Below are 16,523 nucleotides of genomic sequence, written 5' to 3'. Positions count from 1 at the left end.
CCCCACCCGGCGGGCCGGGAAGGGCCCATCGTCTATCGTGGCCGGGTGAAGATCGCGCTCATGGACTCCGGAATCGGCCTGCTGGCGGCCACCGCCGCGGTACGGCGCCTGCGGCCCGACGCCGATCTCGTGCTCTCCCTCGACCCGGACGGAATGCCGTGGGGACCGCGCACCCCCGAGGACCTCACCCGGCGCGCCCTGGCCGTCGCCGAGGCCGCCGCCGCGCACCGTCCCGACGCCCTCGTCGTCGGCTGCAACACCGCCACCGTGCACGCGCTGGCCGCCCTGCGCGCCCGCCTGGAGCCCGCGCTGCCGGTCGTCGGCACCGTGCCCGCGATCAAGCCGGCCGCGGCCGGCGGCGGCCCCGTCGCCATCTGGGCCACCCCCGCCACCACCGGCAGCCCTTACCAGCGCGGGCTCATCGAGGAGTTCGCCGACGGCGTCGCCGTCACCGAGGTGCCCTGCTGGGGACTGGCCGAGGCGGTCGAACGCGCGGACGAGTCGGCCATCGCCGCCGCGATCGCCGCCGCGGCCGAACTGACCCCCGACGGGACCACCACCGTCGTCCTCGGCTGCACCCACTACGAGCTGGTCGCCGAACGCATCCGCGCGGCCGTGCACCAGCCCGGCGCTGCTCCGCTCGTCCTGCACGGCTCGGCCGGCGCCGTGGCCGCCCAGACCCTGCGCCGCCTCGGCGTCCGCCCCGCGCCCGAGGCCGGGCCGCCCGGCGCGGTGACGGTGCTGCTGAGCGGGCGCGAGGGCCCGCTGCCCGCCGCCGCCCTCACCTACGAGGAGGGCAGGCTGCTCGCCACGGCCAGCCCCGCCCACTGAACCGGCCACGCACGGACCACCGGCCCGCCGGTCACGCTGCGCGACGGCCTCCCCGCGCAGCGAAAGCTGAGTAACCTCGAAACATGAGGGACCACCCCCGCGACGCGCACACCCCGCACCCCGACGTCTGGACCGGACGCGCCACCAACCGGGTCCAGTGGCTGCTGGCGCCGATCGGCTGCGCCTGTCTCGCGCTCGGCATCGAACTGGCCGTGGACTCCCCCTGGACCGACGGCGTCGTTCCGCTCGTCATGTCCGTCGTCGGCTGCATCGCGGCCGGACTGCTCGTGCTGTTCGGCACCCTCGCCTTCGTGCACGTCGCGCTGCGGGTCGACCAGGAGTGCCTGGAGGTGCGCTGCGGCCACATGGGCGTGCCGCGTCGCCGCATCCCCCTCTCGCACGTCGTCGGCGCCGAGTTCGTCGAGCACGTCACCCCCCGCCACTGGGGCGGCTGGGGGTACCGCTGGCGGCCCGAGAAGGGCACCGCGGTCGTCGTCCGGCGTGGCGAGGGGCTGCGGCTGCGGCTGGGGGACGGCCACACGTTCACCGTCACCGTCGACGACGCGGAGGCGGCCGTACGCGTGATCAGGGACCGGCTGCGGCCGACCACCCCCGGCACGGCCCACTGAGATCCCACCGACCGGCGAGCGGGTTTCCGCTCCGCCCGCGCTGTGGGCCGTCCGGCCCGCCGCCGTACACTCCGGGAGTGACCGTCACCGCAACCTCCGTGGCCGCGTCGGACGACGTGGACCCCGCCGCGGCGCCCGCCTCGCGCGCCGCGCGGCTGCTGCGCCGCCTGCTTCCGGCCGCCGTCGCGGCGCTCTGCGGAGTGCTGCTCTACGTCAGCTTCCCGCCCCGCACCCTGTGGTGGCTGGCCCTGCCGGCCTTCGCCGGATTCGCCTGGGTGCTGCGCGGCCGGAGCCGCAGGGCGGCCCTCGGTCTCGGTTACCTCTTCGGCCTCGGGTTCCTGCTGCCGCTGCTGGTGTGGACCGGCGTGGAGGTGGGGCCGGGGCCCTGGCTCGCCCTGGTCGCGATCGAGGCGCTCTTCGTCGCGCTCGTCGGCGTCGGCGTCGCCGCCGTGTCGAAGCTGCCGGGAGCGCCCGTGTGGGCCGCCGCGGTCTGGATCGCCGGCGAGGCGGTACGCGCGCGCGTGCCCTTCCACGGCTTCCCCTGGGGCAAGATCGCCTTCGGCCAGGCGGACGGCGTCTTCCTGCCGCTCGCCGCGGCCGGTGGAACGCCGCTGCTCGGCTTCGCGGTCGTCCTGTGCGGCTTCGGCCTCCACGACGTCGTCCGTCTCGTCCTTCGGCGCCGCCGCACCGGCACGGTCCGGCGGCCGGCCGCGGTCACGGCGCTGCTCGCCGTCGTCCTGCCGGTGGCCGGTGCCGCGGCCGCCCTTCCGCTGGTCGGCGACGAGGCCGAGGACGGCACGGCGACCGTCGCCGTCGTCCAGGGCAACGTCCCGCGCGCGGGCCTCGACTTCAACGCCCAGCGCCGCGCGGTCCTGGATCACCACGCCCGGGAGACGGAACGGCTGGCCGCCGAGGTGAAGGCGGGCAGGATGCCACGGCCCGACTTCGTGCTGTGGCCCGAGAACTCCTCCGACATCGACCCCTTCACCAACGACGACGCCCACGACGTCATCGACCGCGCAGCCAAGGCCGTCGGCGCGCCGATCTCCGTCGGCGGCGTCGTCGAGCGCGAGGGCAGGCTCCTCAACGAGCAGATCCTCTGGGACCCGGAAAAGGGCCCGGTCGACACCTACGACAAGCGGCAGATCCAGCCCTTCGGCGAGTACCTGCCGCTGCGCCCCCTGCTGGACGCGATCAACGACGACTGGACCGGCATGGTCCGCCAGGACTTCAGCCGCGGCGCCGAACCGGGCGTGTTCTCCCTCGGCGGCACCCGGGTCGGCCTCGTCACCTGCTACGAGGCGGCCTTCGACTGGACCGTGCGGGACACCGTCACCAGCGGCGCCCAGCTGATCTCGGTGCCCAGCAACAACGCGACCTTCGGCCGCAGCGAGATGACCTACCAGCAGCTCGCCATGTCCCGCATCCGCGCGGTCGAGCACAGCCGCACCGTCACCGTGCCGGTCACCAGCGGGGTGAGCGCGATCATCCTGCCGGACGGCACGATCAGCCGGCGGACCGGCATGTTCGTCGCCGACTCCCTGGTCCAGGAGGTGCCGCTGCGCTCCTTCGAGACCCCGGCCACCCGGCTCGGCATCCTGCCGGAGATCGCCCTGGTCCTCGTCGCCGGCGGCGGCCTCGGGTGGGCGGTGGCCGCCGGAGTGCGCGCCCGGCGCGCGGGGGACGCGTAGCCGTACGCGCGCGGGCGGACGGTGGCGGCCCGTTAGGGTCGCCGCATGGCTACTCCTGACTTCATCCGCACCCTGCGGGCCTCCGCCGGACACCAGCTGCTGTGGCTGCCCGGGGTGACCGCCCTCGTCCTCGACGACACGGGCAAGGTGCTGTTGAACCGCCGCACCGACAACGGCAGGTGGTCGCTGCTCGGCGGCATCCCCGAGCCGGGGGAGCAGCCGGCCGCGTGCGCCGTGCGGGAGGTCTACGAGGAGACGGCCGTGCGCTGCGTGCCCGAGCGGGTCGTGCTGGTCCAGGCCCTGCGGCCCGTCACCTACGAGAACGGCGACGTCTGCCAGTACATGGACATCACCTTCCGCTGCCGGGCCGTCGGTGGCGAGGCGCGGGTCAACGACGACGAGTCGCTGGAGGTCGCCTGGTTCGACGTCGACGCCCTGCCCGAGCTGGGCGAGTTCGCGACGCTGCGGATCAAGCAGGCGCTGTCGGACGACGCCCCCACATGGTTCGACACCACGAGCCTCGAATGAAGTGTGGGGGCTGACCACATGGGTCGTCCGGGGCACGCTGCCTAGGGTCGAGACATGACCGAGCCCCGTGCCCTCCCGGGCCCCCACGCCTCCCCGCTCGACCTCGGCGGCCGCACGGCCCTCGTCACCGGCGCCGCCGGCGGCATCGGAAGCGCCTGCGTGCTGCGCCTCGCGTCCGCCGGGGCCAAGGTCAGAGCGGTCGACCGGGACGCCGAGGGCCTGGAGCGGCTCACCGAGCGGTCGGCGGGCCTGCCCGGCAGCGTCGAACCGCACGTCCTCGACCTGACCGACCTGGACGCCGCCGAGGCCGCCGCCGCGGGCGCCGACGTCCTGGTCAACAACGCCGGGCTGCAGCTGGTCCGCCCGATCGAGGAGTTCCCGCCCGACGTCTTCCGCACGGTCCTCACCGTGATGCTGGAGGCGCCGTTCCGCCTCATCCGCGGCGCCCTGCCGCACATGTACGGGCAGGGCTGGGGCCGCATCGTGAACATCTCCTCCGTGCACGGCCTGCGCGCCTCGGCCTACAAGTCGGCGTACGTCGCCGCCAAGCACGGACTGGAGGGCCTGTCCAAGACCGCGGCCCTGGAGGGCGCCCCCCACGGCGTCACCTCGAACTGCGTCAACCCCGGCTATGTGCGCACGCCCCTGGTGGAGAAGCAGCTCGCCGACCAGGCCCGGGCGCACGGCATTCCCGAGGAGCGGGTGCTGACCGAGGTGCTGCTGCAGGACAGCGCCCTGAAGCGGCTCATCGAACCGGAGGAGGTCGCCGCCGCCGTGGCCTACCTGTGCGGCCCGCAGGCTTCCTTCATGACCGGCGCCTCGCTCGTCCTGGACGGTGGCTGGACCGCACACTAGTGCGACCACAGGCGGCCGTGTGCCGGGTGCGCCCCGAGTTCTCCACAGGGCTGACGGGCCGGCCGTGCGATGAGGAATCCTGTGAGCATGTCCCGCGATCACGTGCAGTCCACCGAGCGCCCCGGCGAGGGCCCGCCGGCGCCCCCGGGCGCCGCGGAGACCCCGTTCCTGGAACTGCTGGCCCGCGGCGCGTCCGCCGACGCCTATGAGCAGCCGGTGCTGCTGGCCCGCGCCGAGGGCCGCCCGCCCGAGTGGATCGCCGCGCTCGAACACGCCAAGCCGCTCGCCCTGCGGGTCCGCTCGGAGCTGGAGGGACGCCGCCGCCGGGAGGCCGAACTGTCGGCGCTCTTCGAGACCGCCCACGACCTCGCGGGACTGCGCGACCTGGACGCCGTGCTGCGGGCGATCGTGCAGCGCGCCCGCTCCCTGCTCGGCACGGACGTCGCCTACCTCAGCCTCAACGATCCCGCGCGGGGGGACACCTACATGCGGGTGACCGAGGGCTCGGTCGCCGCCCGCTTCCAGCAGCTGAGGCTCGGCATGGGCGAGGGCCTCGGCGGACTCGTCGCCCAGACGGCCCGCCCGTATGTGACCGACGACTACTTCAAGGACGACCGCTTCCAGCACACCACCGCCATCGACGCCGGCGTGCGGGACGAGGGCCTGGTCGCCATCCTCGGCGTGCCCCTCACGCTCGGCGACCACGTGATCGGCGTGCTCTTCGCCGCCGACCGGCGGGCGCGCGTGTTCGAGCGCGAGCAGATCGCGCTGCTCGGCTCCTTCGCCGCACTGGCCGCCGCCGCCATCGACACCGCCAACCTCCTCACCGAGACCCGTTCGGCCCTGGCCGACCTGGAGCGCGCCCACGAGATCATCCAGGACCGCAGCGCCGTGATCGAACGAGCCTCGGACGTCCACGACCGGCTCGCCGCGCTGGTGCTGCGCGGCGGCGGGGTGCACGAGGTGACCGCGGCCGTCTCCGAGGTCCTCGACGGCACGGTCGAGTTCACCGACGCCACCACCGCCCCCGCCCGGGCCCTGGAGGCCTTCCGCACCGAGAACCACGCCGTGCGGCACGGGGACGACTGGTACGCCGCCGTCACCGCCGGCGGCGAGCTGCTCGGCGCGCTGGTGCTGCGCGGCCACCCCGCCCTCGACCCCGTCGACCAGCGCACCCTGGAGCGCGCCGCGATGGTCACCTCCCTGCTGATGCTCGCCCGCCGCTCCGCAGCCGAGGCCGAACAGCGCGTCCGCGGCGAGCTGCTCGACGACCTCCTCGACGCCCGCGACCGAGACCCCCGCCTGCTGCGCGAACGCGCCTCCCGGCTGGACGCCGACCTCGACGCCGCCCACGTCGTGCTCGCCGCCCGCCTCGACGGCGTCACCGCCGACGCAGATGTGGAGGCGGACGCCCGCCGCCGCCTGTGGTCCGCCGCCTCCCACCTCGCCGCGACCCGCCACGGACTCGCCGCCGCCCGCGACGGCGGCACCGTCCTGCTGCTGCCCCTCGAACCGGGCGACACCGCCACCGGCCTGGCCCGCCGCACCGCCCGCCACCTCGGCACCGCCGTGCACGACGCGGTCACCGTCGGCGCCTCCGCCCCGGTCGAGCGCCTGCGCGACGACCGGGACGCCGTGCCCACCGCCTACCGCGAGGCCCGCCGCTGCCTGGACGCCCTGCGCCTGCTCGGCCGCACCGGGGACGGCGCCGCCGCCGAGGACTTCGGCTTCCTCGGTCTCCTCCTCGCCGCGGACCGGGACGTCGAGGGCTTCGTCGACCGCACCATCGGCCAGGTGGTGGCCTACGACGAACGCCGCGGCACCGACCTGGTGCGCACCATGGACGCCTACTTCGCGTGCGGCATGAGCCCCGCCCGCACCAAGGACGCGCTGCACGTGCACGTCAACACGGTCGCCCAGCGCCTGGAGCGGATCGCCCGCCTCCTCGGCGAGGACTGGCAGAGCCCGGCCCGCGCCCTGGAGATACAGCTCGCCCTGCGCCTGCACCGCCTGGCGGCCCCCGAACACCGCTGACCCCCGCACGCCGGAGGCGCACGGGGGCCGGCGGTCCGGGAACGGACCCGGGCATCACACGGTGCGGGCGTCCGCCTTCCGCGCCGTCGCCGCCGCGTCCTCCACGGACGCCGGGACGACGTCGGCGAGATCCCGGTTGCGGGTCTCCTTCGCCGCCGCCACGGCCACGATCGTCACCAGCGCCGCGGCGATCACGTACAGCGAGATCGGCGTCGAGCTGCCGTAGTCGTTCAGCAGTGCGGTGGCGATCAGCGGGGCGGGCGCACCGGCCGCGACCGAGGCGAACTGCGCGCCGATGGAGGCGCCGGAGTACCGCATCCGCGTCGCGAACATCTCGGAGAAGAACGCGGCCTGCGGTGCGTACATCGCCCCGTGCAGCACGAGGCCCACGGTGACGGCGAGCAGGAGACTGCCGAAGCCGCCGGTGTCGATGAGCGCGAAGAACGGGAACATCCACAGTCCGACGCCGGCCGCGCCGATCAGATAGACGGGACGGCGGCCGATCCGGTCCGACAGCGCGCCCCACAGCGGGATGACCGCGAAGTGCACGGCCGACGCGATGAGCACCGCGTTGAGCGCCGTCTGCTTGGAGACGCCGGCCGAGGTGGTGGCGTAGACGAGGATGAACGCGGTGATGACGTAGTAGCTGATGTTCTCCGCCATGCGGGCGCCCATGGCCACCAGGACGTCCCGCCAGTGGTGGCGCAGTACGGCGACGAGCGGCATCGTCTCCGCCTCCGCGGTGGCGTCCGCCTTGCGCGCCTCGGCCGATGCGAGCGCCTGCTGGAAGACGGGAGACTCGTCGACGGACAGCCGGATCCACAGACCGACGATCACCAGCACACCGGAGAGCAGGAACGGAATGCGCCAGCCCCAGCTGGTGAACGCGGCGTCGGACAGCACGGCGGTGAGCAGCGACAGCACGCCCGTCGCCAGCAACTGCCCGGCGGGCGCGCCCGTCTGCGGCCACGACGCCCAGAACCCGCGCCGCCGCGCGTCCCCGTGCTCCGACACCAGCAGTACGGCGCCGCCCCACTCGCCGCCGAGCGCGAAGCCCTGCACCAGCCGCAGCACCGTCAGCAGCACGGGTGCGGCGCTGCCGATCGTCGCGTGCGTGGGCAGCAGACCGATCGCGAAGGTCGCCCCGCCCATCAGCAGCAGGCTCAGCACCAGCAGCTTCTTGCGCCCGAGCCGGTCGCCGTAGTGCCCGAACACCAGAGCGCCGAGCGGCCGTGCGGCGAAGCCGACCGCGTACGTCAGGAAGGACAGCAGCGTGCCGACGAGCGGGTCGGACTCGGGGAAGAACAGCTTGTTGAAGACGAGCGCCGCGGCGGAGCCGTACAGGAAGAAGTCGTACCACTCGATGGTCGTCCCGATGAGGGACGCGGCGACGATGCGCTTGAGATTGGACGGGGCCGGCGGAGCGGCTGCGGGCGACGACATCGGCACCACTTCCTGGCGTTTCGACGGGGACGGTTGTTTGTCGCCACACCGTAGGAATCCGCAGGTCAGGCGCACATGTGGTGGGACAACATAGTTCGGGGGTTGGCTATGCGCGTGGCCACCATGCCGACGTGGGGAGAGGCGGCTCAGGGGGCAGTGGTGGTCGAAACGAACGCTGTCCCGGATGCGGGATTCTGACCGAGCACCAGGAGATCCGCGTGCCCGTGGACGTCGGCCGTGGTGCCGACGAAGGGCGAGGGGTGTACCGGGTGCACGTCTGGGGGTGCGTGCGCCGCAAGGTCGACGCCTTCCTGCTCCACGGCTCCCTGCCGGACCGCGGCGGCTCGTGCGGCGCGGAGGAGAGGACGAGTGAACGGCGGCGCGCACCGCAGCGTTTCGCCGTGAACATCCCGAATGCCCAGTAAGCAAATCGGACCTATGGTGCTGTCATGGAGCACTCACTCAGCCCTGCGGCCCTCGCCGAGCTGCGCCGCCCGCGCCCCTACCCCGCCGTGTCGGTGCTGACCCCGACGCACCGGCGTGAGCCGGACAACGCCCAGGACCGGGTGCGGCTGCGCAATGTGGTGGCCGAGGCCAAGCGGCAGTTGGAGGCCGACCCGGCGGTCACCCGCGAGCGGCGCGCCGACGTGGTCCGCGAACTCGACGAGGCCCTCGGAGAGGTCGATCTGACGTACGCCGAGGACGGTCTGGTGATCTTCGCGGCGCCGGGCGAGCACCAGGTGTGGTCGCTCGCCCGCCCCGTGCCCGAACGCGTGGTGCTCTCGGACACCTTCCTCACCCGCAACCTGGTCTCCGCGCAGGCCACGGAGCGGCCGTTCTGGGTACTGTCGGTCTCCGCCGACCGGGTCGCCCTGTGGAACGGCGGCGGGGGCCGGGTCGCCGAGGAGCACGTCGGCGGCTTCCCGCTCACCCGGCGCGAGCGGGACTTCGACCCCGAGCGCCAGGAGCGCCAGGGCGACACGCCGAGCAGCTTCCGCGACGAGGACACCCGGCACTTCCTGCGGGAGGCCGACGCCGCGATGGCGCGGATCCTGCGGGACAGCCCGCGCCCGCTGTACGTCACCGGGGAGCGGGCGGCGCTGTCCCTGCTGGAGGAGGTCGGCACCGTCGCACGGGACGGCGTGCACGTCCCGCACGGCGGCCTCGCGCACGGTTCGCCGGAGGCGGTGTGGCGGGCGGTGCGGCCGCTGGTCGCCGCCGAGGAGCTGAAGAACCTCGACGCCGTGACCCGGGAGTTGGAGGCGGCCCGAGGGCAGCGGGAGTTCGCGGCCGGCGTGGACGAGGTGTGGCGGCACGCCCAAGAGGGCCGGGTGCGGCTGCTGGCCGTCGAGGAGAACTTCCGGACGACCGTGCGCGACGACGGCGGCCATCTGGTCCCTGCCGGGAGCGAGGACCTGGACTCCCGCGAGGACATCGTGGACGAGATCGTCGAGCGGTGCCTGGACACCGGCGCCGAGGTGCGTTTCGTCCCCGACGGCGCCCTCGGCGACGCCGGCGGGATCGCCGGCGCGCTGCGTTACTGAGACGCCGCCCGTCACCAGCGCCTGCGCGGGGAGGCCGCCGCCGACGGCCTGGGCGACCATGTGGCGCCGGTCGGCATCATGCCGATCGCGGCCGAGCCCGGGCGGTTCGCGGCCGTCGCGGCGTACGACCGCGCCGGTGCGCGCTGCGGCTTCTCCCTCCGGGCGGGGCCCGACGCCTGCGGGAACATATGCCGGGGCATGACGAGCGGGCCCGCCACACCAAGGCGCGAGGTGTGTACGGGCCCTCCCTCGATCTTCGGCCGGGGCGCCCCTGGGGAGCCGGGCCGCGGGAACGGTCAGACGGTGGTCTTCACCGACTCCTCGTCCGTGTCCTCAGTGGTCTCACCGGCGTTGCGGGCGCGGACGAACTCGAGGAAGGAGTTCAGCTCGCGCTTGACGACAGGGGCGAGGAGGTAGAGGCCGATGATGTTGATGACGGCCAGCATGAACAGCACGGCGTCGGCCATGTCGATCAGGGTCTGGAGCGTCAACAGCGAGCCGGCGACGGCGAACAGGGTGTAGAGGACCTTGAACGTCAGCTCGCTGCCCCTGCTGCGGCCGAAGAGGTGGGTCCAGGCCTTGAGGCAGTAGTAGCCCCAGGTCAACACGGTGGAGATGGCGAACAGCAGCACCGCGACGGTGAGGATGTACGGGAACCACGGCATCACCGTCGCGAAGGCGTCGGACGTGATGGTGACACCGCCGATGGACTCGCCCGCGCGCGCCTCGGCCCAGCTCGCGGGGTTGGCGATGACGATGGTCAGCGCCGTCATGGTGCAGATGATGACGGTGTCGATGAACGGCTCCAGCAGGGCGACCAGGCCCTCGCTCGCCGGGTGCTTGGTCTTGACCGCGGAGTGGGCGATCGGGGCGGAGCCGAGACCGGCCTCGTTGGAGAACGCGGCCCGCTTGAAGCCGATGATCAGTGCGCCGAGCACACCGCCGGCCACGCCCTCGGGGTTGAAGGCGCCCTCGACGATGGTGGCGACGGCCGCCGGGACGGCCGTGACGTGGAACAGGATGACGACCAGGCAGGCGGCGATGTAGATGCCCGCCATCGCGGGGACGAGCTTGCTCGTGACGTTGGCGATGGAGCGGATCCCGCCGAGGAGCACGATGCCGACGAGCGCGGCGACGAGGACGCCGAAGAAGACCGCGCCGGCGGAGGAGCCCAGCATGCCGTCCTCGCCGCCGGTGACGGACACCAGCTGCGCGTAGGACTGGTTCACCTGGAAGAGGTTGCCGCCGAAGAGGCCGAAGAACAGGACGAAGAAGGAGGCGAGGAGCGCGAGGACCTTGCCGAGCTTCCTGCCGTTCTTGCCGAAGCGGTCCGCCAGGCCCTTGGGCAGGTAGTGCATCGGGCCGCCGGAGACGGTGCCGTCGGCGTGGACCTCGCGGTACTTCACGCCGAGGGTGACCTCGACGAACTTGGTGGCCATGCCGAGCAGGCCGCACAGGATCATCCAGAACGTGGCGCCGGGACCGCCGATCGAGACGGCGACGGCCACACCGGCGATGTTGCCCAGGCCGACCGTGCCGGAGACGGCGGCGGTCAGGGCCTGGAAGTGGTTGACCTCACCTGCCGACCCCTTCTCGTCGTACTTCCCGCGGACCACGTCGACGGCGAGCCTGAACTTGCGGATCTGGACCAGTCCGAACCAGGCGGTGAAGACCAGACCGGCGACGACGAGCCAGGCGACGATGAGCGGGAGCTCCGTACCGGCGACCGGGACGGAGTAGAAGACCACTTCCCCGAGCCAGGTGGCTATGGGCTCGAAGAATCCGCTGACGGCCTCGTCGACGGATGTGGTGAGGGAGTCGAGTGACACGGTGGTTACCTCGATGGCGCAGGACCGGCGCATGAGTCTGCGCCAGCGGGATGTGCGGTCTTGGAGCGAACGCCGTTGTCCGATCGGCGACCCCGGGGCCATGCTCGACGGACTCGAAGCGTGATCACCCTGGTCGTGCTGCCGACGCGCGTCGGCGGCTCCGCGCTGTGACGAGGGATGGTGCCACCTGCGGAGTTGCGCTGTTCTACCACGACCTTTACGACTTCTTTAGTGATGCACATCACATAACCGCGAGTAGTCCTCGAAAGTCCCAGCGAGCGCAATCAGACCGTTATCCGGAGAGCCCGGTCCGTTCACCGGACGGCTCTGCGCTCCGTCGGCTTTTTGCCGTGCGCCTTTCGCCTCCCCGGGGGCGCCGAGCGGGGGTCCTTGCCGGACGAGGGGCCGCGGCGGTCGCCGACTGCACCCCCGCTCACCGTCCCGAACGCACGGCGCGCCGCTGGGCGTGGGGGAGAAGTGGCGGTCCTGTGCCCGGCCCCGCGCCGGCGATCGTCCGGCTCCGAATCCGCGAGGCGCTCGGCGAGACCACTCGCGTGCCCGGGGAGGCGGAATCGCCGCATCTCAGCATCGCCGTATACCCCCAGGGGGTATATAGTGGCGGTGTGGCCGCCACCGGCCACACTGGAAGTCGAATGGGGATGAAAGGTCATGGACCACAGCGCGCACCACGCCGGGGCCGCCCCCGCGGGCGGCAACGGCCACCACGGTCACCACGGCCGCATGGAGCACGGCGGCCGGGGCGGGGGCGCTTCCTGGTCGACGGCGGTGCGGGCGACGCTGCACTGCCTGACCGGGTGCGCCATCGGCGAGATCCTCGGCATGGTCATCGGCACCGCCCTGCTGTGGGGCAACGTGCCCACCATGATCCTCGCGATCACGCTGGCCTTCGTCTTCGGCTACTCGTTCACCCTCTTCGCGGTGATCCGCGCCGGGCTCTCCCTCAAGGCCGCGATCAAGGTGGCGCTGGCCGCCGACACCGTCTCCATCGCGGTCATGGAACTGGTCGACAACGCGATCATCGCCCTCACGCCGGGGGCGATGGACGCGCACCTGTCCGACGGGCTGTTCTGGTCGGCGCTGCTCGGCGGCTTCGCCGTGGCGTTCGTGATCACCACGCCGGTCAACAAGTGGATGATCGGCCGCGGCAAGGGCCACGCCGTCGTCCACGCCTACCACTGACCTCCCGCGCTGTTCCCGCGCTCGTCGATGTGACAGCCGCAATCATTTGGGAGCGCTCTCACGGCTCGCCGTCTGCGTCTATTGTGGTTGTACAGATCCAGCCAGATCCCTCGCAGAGCGATCGCAGACGCACAAAAGGAGCGCCCGCCTTGCCGGAGCAGACCGTGAGGCCCCGTCCCACGCTGGAAGCCGTCGCGGCGCGCGCCGGCGTGTCCCGTGCGACGGCCTCGCGGGTCGTCAACGGGGGCGCGGGCGTGCGTCCCGCGCTGGTCGACAAGGTGCGCCTGGCCGTCGAGGAACTGGGTTACGTGCCCAACCACGCGGCCCGCACCCTGGTCACCCGGCGCAACGGCGCGGTGGCGGTGATCATCGCCGAGCCGGAGTTCCGGGTCTTCTCGGACCCGTTCTTCGAGCAGCAGATCCGGGGCATCAGCCGGGAACTGACCGCCCATGACGCGCAACTGGTGCTGCTGTGGGCGGAGGGCTCCGGCGATCACGAGCGGATCGGGCGCTATCTGGAGGGCGGGCACGTCGACGGCGCGCTCGCCTTCTCCCTCCACGACGACCGGCTGCCGGCGCTGATCGCCCGCACCGGCGTTCCGGCGGTCCTGGGCGGCCGGCCGGCCGCGGGCGACGGTCTGACCGTGCCGTTCGTGGACTGCGACAACCGCGGCGGCGCGCGGGAGGCGGTGCGTCACCTGGTCTCCCTGGGCCGCGGGCATGTCGCGCACATCGCGGGCCCGCGCGACCAGACGTCGGCGGTGGACCGGATCCACGGTTACCGCGACGTCCTGGTCGACGTCGACCCGCAGCTGCTGTGCCAGGGCGACTTCACCGAGGCGAGCGGCGCCCGCGCGATGGCCGAGCTGCTGGAGCGGCGGCCCGAGACCGACGCGGTCTTCGCCGCCAACGACACGATGGCCCTGGGCGCGCTGCGCACCTTGCGTGAGCGCGGGCTGCGGGTGCCGCAGGACGTGGCGGTGGTCGGCTTCGACGACATGGAGCCCGTGGCCCTGGCCGCGGATCCGCCGCTCACCACGGTCCGCCAGGACATCGAGGGCATGGGCCGGATCATGGTCAGACTGCTCATGCGGCTGCTGGACGCGCCGGGCGGCGACGTGCCCGACTCCGTGATCACCCCGACCACCCTGGTCCGCCGGGCCTCCGCCTGACGGGACCCGGCCGGCCGGCTCGCGCAGGCACGGGCAGGGCTGTGCCGGCCGGAGGCCGAGGGGCCGAGCCCGCAGCCCCGAGACTGCCTGCCCGGGCCACCCGGTCCCCGTCCGCACGACGCGCGGGCACCGGGAGCCTCGTCCCGCAGCGGCCCACCGTGGACGTCCGTCCGCACGACAACGGCGGGCACCGGGCCGGAGCCCGGTGCCCGCCGTCACTCACTGTGCCGGGGCGGTGCGTGCGTCACTCGTAGGGGATGACCACCACGGACGTGTCCGTGCCGGTGCGCAGGCGCGCGTCCGCGTTGCCGATCGCGCTCCACACCTCCAGCCGCACCGTTCCACCGCGCAGGTTGCCGAGGGCGCCCGTGGCGGACTTCAGGCCGCGGGCCTGGCTGTACTCCTCCCAGCCCGTGACCGGGTCGGTGGCGAAGTAGTTGTACGTCTCGATCCGGTCGAAGGTGCCGTCACCGGTGAGGTCGTAGCTGACGCGGGCCTGCTGGCCGAGGCCGACCGCGGTGCCGGCGTCCACCGGGAGGCGGAAGGCCGTGGACGCGCCGCTCTTGAGGGTGGCGTTGACGCCCTTGACCTCGTAGACGAGCGGCTTGTTGGGCGTTCCGTCGTAGTTGCGGCCGCCCGCGGAGGGGATGGTGTCGCTGCCGGCCGTGGCGCCGGTGGCCGTGGTGAGCGTGCCGCCGGTGCGGAGCTGGAAGGTGTTGCCGGTGGACGGCTCGGGGTTCTGGCCGCCGGAGTCCGTGCCGGTGCCGGTCGCGGTGGACCGCGCGGGCACCGACAGTGTCTTGCCGTCGGAGAAGGTGACCGTGCGGGCCGTGGAACCGTAGTTGTGGGCGGCGTAGGTGCGAACGCCGTTCTTGCTGAACACCGCGGACGTGGGAAGGTCGCCGGTGACCGAGGGGTCGGGGGCGCCGAGCGCGTCCAGGGTGGTGATCCAGTGGTAGGTGTGGGCCTTGGACTCGCCCTGCTCCGGGGTGTATCCGGCGTTGCCGGCGTCCCACTTCGCCTTCGCGGTGGCCGGGTCGGCCAGCGACTCGAACTCCCAGAGGATGTCGCGCCATTCGACGGCGGGGCCGCCGTTCTCGCGCTCCAGCTCGGCCAGGTTGCGCCGGATCGCCGCCTTGTGGCCGCCCAGGTGCAGGGATCCGCCTGCGGTCACGGGCAGGACGTTGATGCCGTGGATCTCCTCGGGGTTGGCGGTCCACCAGGTGGAGTAGGACCCGCCGCTGCCCCAGACCATGCCCACGGTGTCGTGGGTGAAGGAGCCGGGGAAGACCTGCTGGTCGGCGTCGAACCAGTACTGCGCGATCGCCTCGCCCTCGGTGGCCAGCAGGTAGCTGCCGAGGTCGCGCAGGGCGGTGTCGCCGGTGGCCGAACCCCACAGCACCAGCGCCGCGCTGAGGTTGGTGGACTCGGAGGAGGACTCCTGGTTGTTGCCGGCGGCGAAGCCCTGGTGGCCGGAGGCCCAGCTGTGCCCGGCGTAGACGTCGAAGCCGCGCAGGAACGGGAAGGCGCTGTCGCTGCGGCTGGGGTTGGCGCTGTCGCGGATCAGGGTCTTGACCATGCCGCCCCAGGCGGAGTCGGCGGCCCAGGCGGCGTCGTACTGGGCGACGATCGCCGCCGCGTAGACGTAGTAGCCGTAGTGGAAGTGGTGGTCGTTGAGCTCCGCGTCGCTGCCGTAGGAGGCGGGGTAGCCGATGAGGGTCTTCCACGCCTTGTCGTAGGAGAACTCGCTCGCGCCGCCCGCGGTGAACCACTCCTGGAGCCGGCCCTTGAGCAGGCCGATGAACTTGTCGCGGACCGCGGTCTCACCGATCTGGTCGGCGAGCGGCACCAGCTGGGCGAGCTTGCCGAGCGCCTTGCCGGTCCAGTAGGTGTCCGTGGCCCCGCTGAACGGGTCGGACGCGTTGGCGACCTCGTTCAGGTACGTGCGCAGGCGGGCGGTGTCGACCGCGCTGTTCCTGGGCAGGCCCGGCAGGACCGGGGCGACCTTCTGCCGGGTGGTGAAGGACGCGCTCTCCCTGACCTTCATGGTGCCGCGGGGAGAGACATAGGTGTACGGCGTCAGGGCGTCGGTGGTGTGGAGCCACTGGTGCCGGTACAGGGCCTGGAGGGTGCCGCGCTCGGTGCCCTCCTTGGCCTCGGTCGTGAGCTTGTAGGTGGCGCTGACCGTGCCGCCGGAGGTGCTCCAGTCGACCTGCGACCCGGTGACGAAGCTGAACGCGTACTTGCGGAACGTCGCGAGCGCGTCGGTGGAGGGCAGCACGGCGACGGAGAAGTAGTCCTTGCCGCCCAGGCCCGCGGTGATCGTCGTGCCGGAGACGTTCCAGTCGGTGCCGGTCGGCGAGAACAGGGCGTAGTGGTGACCGCCGACCGTGATGCCGAGGACGTTGCCCTGGTCGGAGAAGACGCTCGGCGTGGCGGCGGTGGTGATCTGGGCGTTGCCGCCGGTGCCCTGGGCGTAGACGAAGGGCAGGCCGTGGCCGATGGTCGTGCGCAGGGTGCGGGCGCCGTCGGACCAGTAGGGGGTGACCGTCCAGTCGGACCAGGAGTCGGCCTTGGTGTCGGGGGAGTTGAGCCCGCTCAGGCCGAGGGTGAGGTCCCGCTTGTGGGTGTACTCGTACTGGCGGCCGTCGCCGACGATGGCGGGGCTGGTGGGGTAGCCGACCTCCAGTCCGCCGGAGACGGCCTGGTAGGTGAGCGGGTGGCCGTACATGGGGGTGGAGTACGGGTTGTCGCCGTAGCGCTGGAA

General features: G+C 72.8%; 13 protein-coding genes. 10 read left to right on the top strand and 3 right to left on the bottom strand.

The window, feature by feature from the left end; genetic code table 11:
- Positions 1–45 precede the first annotated feature (45 nt).
- The 6 genes from ABZY13_RS13905 (at position 46) to ABZY13_RS13880 (ending at position 6,568) form a co-directional block, all read left to right on the top strand.
- Positions 46–831, top strand: a complete 786-nt coding sequence (locus ABZY13_RS13905) for an aspartate/glutamate racemase family protein (RefSeq protein ID WP_356630189.1) — start codon at positions 46–48, stop codon at positions 829–831.
- 83 nt (positions 832–914) lie between these two features.
- Entirely contained in the window at positions 915–1,460 is a 546-nt protein-coding gene (locus ABZY13_RS13900; protein ID WP_356630187.1) for a hypothetical protein, read from the top strand.
- A gap of 77 nt (positions 1,461–1,537) precedes the next feature.
- Positions 1,538–3,151 (top strand): apolipoprotein N-acyltransferase, encoded by a 1,614-nt coding sequence (gene lnt / locus ABZY13_RS13895; RefSeq protein WP_356630185.1) that lies wholly within the window; start codon positions 1,538–1,540, stop codon positions 3,149–3,151.
- Positions 3,152–3,196: 45 nt separating this feature from the next.
- Positions 3,197–3,679: an NUDIX domain-containing protein gene (locus ABZY13_RS13890; RefSeq protein ID WP_356630183.1), complete on the top strand. Its 483-nt coding sequence runs from the start codon at positions 3,197–3,199 to the stop codon at positions 3,677–3,679.
- Between the two features lie 54 nt (positions 3,680–3,733).
- Positions 3,734–4,534: a 3-hydroxybutyrate dehydrogenase gene (locus ABZY13_RS13885; protein ID WP_356630181.1), complete on the top strand. Its 801-nt coding sequence runs from the start codon at positions 3,734–3,736 to the stop codon at positions 4,532–4,534.
- 87 nt (positions 4,535–4,621) lie between these two features.
- Positions 4,622–6,568 carry a GAF domain-containing protein gene (locus ABZY13_RS13880; RefSeq protein ID WP_356630179.1) on the top strand — a complete coding sequence of 649 codons (1,947 nt, stop codon included), beginning with the start codon at positions 4,622–4,624 and terminating at the stop codon, positions 6,566–6,568.
- Between the two features lie 54 nt (positions 6,569–6,622).
- Here ABZY13_RS13880 and ABZY13_RS13875 read toward each other — a convergent pair whose 3' ends face one another.
- Positions 6,623–8,011, bottom strand: coding sequence for an MFS transporter (locus ABZY13_RS13875; RefSeq protein ID WP_356630178.1), 1,389 nt, complete (start codon positions 8,009–8,011; stop codon positions 6,623–6,625).
- Between the two features lie 218 nt (positions 8,012–8,229).
- On the opposite strand from ABZY13_RS13875, the gene ABZY13_RS13870 reads away from it, so the two are divergent.
- Both ABZY13_RS13870 and ABZY13_RS13865 read left to right on the top strand, forming a co-directional pair.
- On the top strand, positions 8,230–8,436 hold the full coding sequence (locus ABZY13_RS13870; RefSeq protein ID WP_356630176.1) for a hypothetical protein: 207 nt from the start codon (positions 8,230–8,232) through the stop codon (positions 8,434–8,436).
- A 24-nt stretch (positions 8,437–8,460) separates the two neighbouring features.
- Positions 8,461–9,555 (top strand): chemotaxis protein, encoded by a 1,095-nt coding sequence (locus ABZY13_RS13865; protein WP_356630174.1) that lies wholly within the window; start codon positions 8,461–8,463, stop codon positions 9,553–9,555.
- Positions 9,556–9,851: 296 nt separating this feature from the next.
- On the opposite strand, the gene ABZY13_RS13860 is transcribed toward ABZY13_RS13865, so the two are convergent.
- Positions 9,852–11,384 (bottom strand): alanine/glycine:cation symporter family protein, encoded by a 1,533-nt coding sequence (locus tag ABZY13_RS13860; RefSeq protein ID WP_356630172.1) that lies wholly within the window; start codon positions 11,382–11,384, stop codon positions 9,852–9,854.
- Positions 11,385–12,053: 669 nt separating this feature from the next.
- Between ABZY13_RS13860 and ABZY13_RS13855 the strand changes: the two genes are divergently transcribed.
- Positions 12,054–12,584, top strand: coding sequence for a DUF4396 domain-containing protein (locus ABZY13_RS13855; protein ID WP_356630170.1), 531 nt, complete (start codon positions 12,054–12,056; stop codon positions 12,582–12,584).
- Positions 12,585–12,733: 149 nt separating this feature from the next.
- Positions 12,734–13,756 (top strand): LacI family DNA-binding transcriptional regulator, encoded by a 1,023-nt coding sequence (locus tag ABZY13_RS13850; RefSeq protein WP_356630168.1) that lies wholly within the window; start codon positions 12,734–12,736, stop codon positions 13,754–13,756.
- A gap of 244 nt (positions 13,757–14,000) precedes the next feature.
- Here the strand turns inward: ABZY13_RS13850 and ABZY13_RS13845 are convergent.
- Positions 14,001–16,523, bottom strand: a 2,523-nt coding sequence (locus tag ABZY13_RS13845; protein WP_356630166.1) for a glycosyl hydrolase, incomplete at its 5' end; no start/stop codon positions are given.

The sequence above is a fragment of the Streptomyces sp. NPDC006610 genome (assembly GCF_040611575.1).
Taxonomy (GTDB): domain Bacteria; phylum Actinomycetota; class Actinomycetes; order Streptomycetales; family Streptomycetaceae; genus Streptomyces.
Note: the sequence above shows the minus strand (reverse complement) of the source record. Positions and strands in the feature narration are given on the sequence as shown.

Coding starts and splice junctions, on each gene's coding strand:
- ABZY13_RS13865 (WP_356630174.1), top strand. CDS start 8,461: ATGGAGCACTCACTCAGCCCTGCGGCCCTCGCCGAGCTGCGCCGCCCG.
- ABZY13_RS13900 (WP_356630187.1), top strand. CDS start 915: ATGAGGGACCACCCCCGCGACGCGCACACCCCGCACCCCGACGTCTGG.
- ABZY13_RS13875 (WP_356630178.1), bottom strand. CDS start 8,011: ATGTCGTCGCCCGCAGCCGCTCCGCCGGCCCCGTCCAATCTCAAGCGC.
- ABZY13_RS13880 (WP_356630179.1), top strand. CDS start 4,622: ATGTCCCGCGATCACGTGCAGTCCACCGAGCGCCCCGGCGAGGGCCCG.
- ABZY13_RS13855 (WP_356630170.1), top strand. CDS start 12,054: ATGGACCACAGCGCGCACCACGCCGGGGCCGCCCCCGCGGGCGGCAAC.
- ABZY13_RS13885 (WP_356630181.1), top strand. CDS start 3,734: ATGACCGAGCCCCGTGCCCTCCCGGGCCCCCACGCCTCCCCGCTCGAC.
- ABZY13_RS13890 (WP_356630183.1), top strand. CDS start 3,197: ATGGCTACTCCTGACTTCATCCGCACCCTGCGGGCCTCCGCCGGACAC.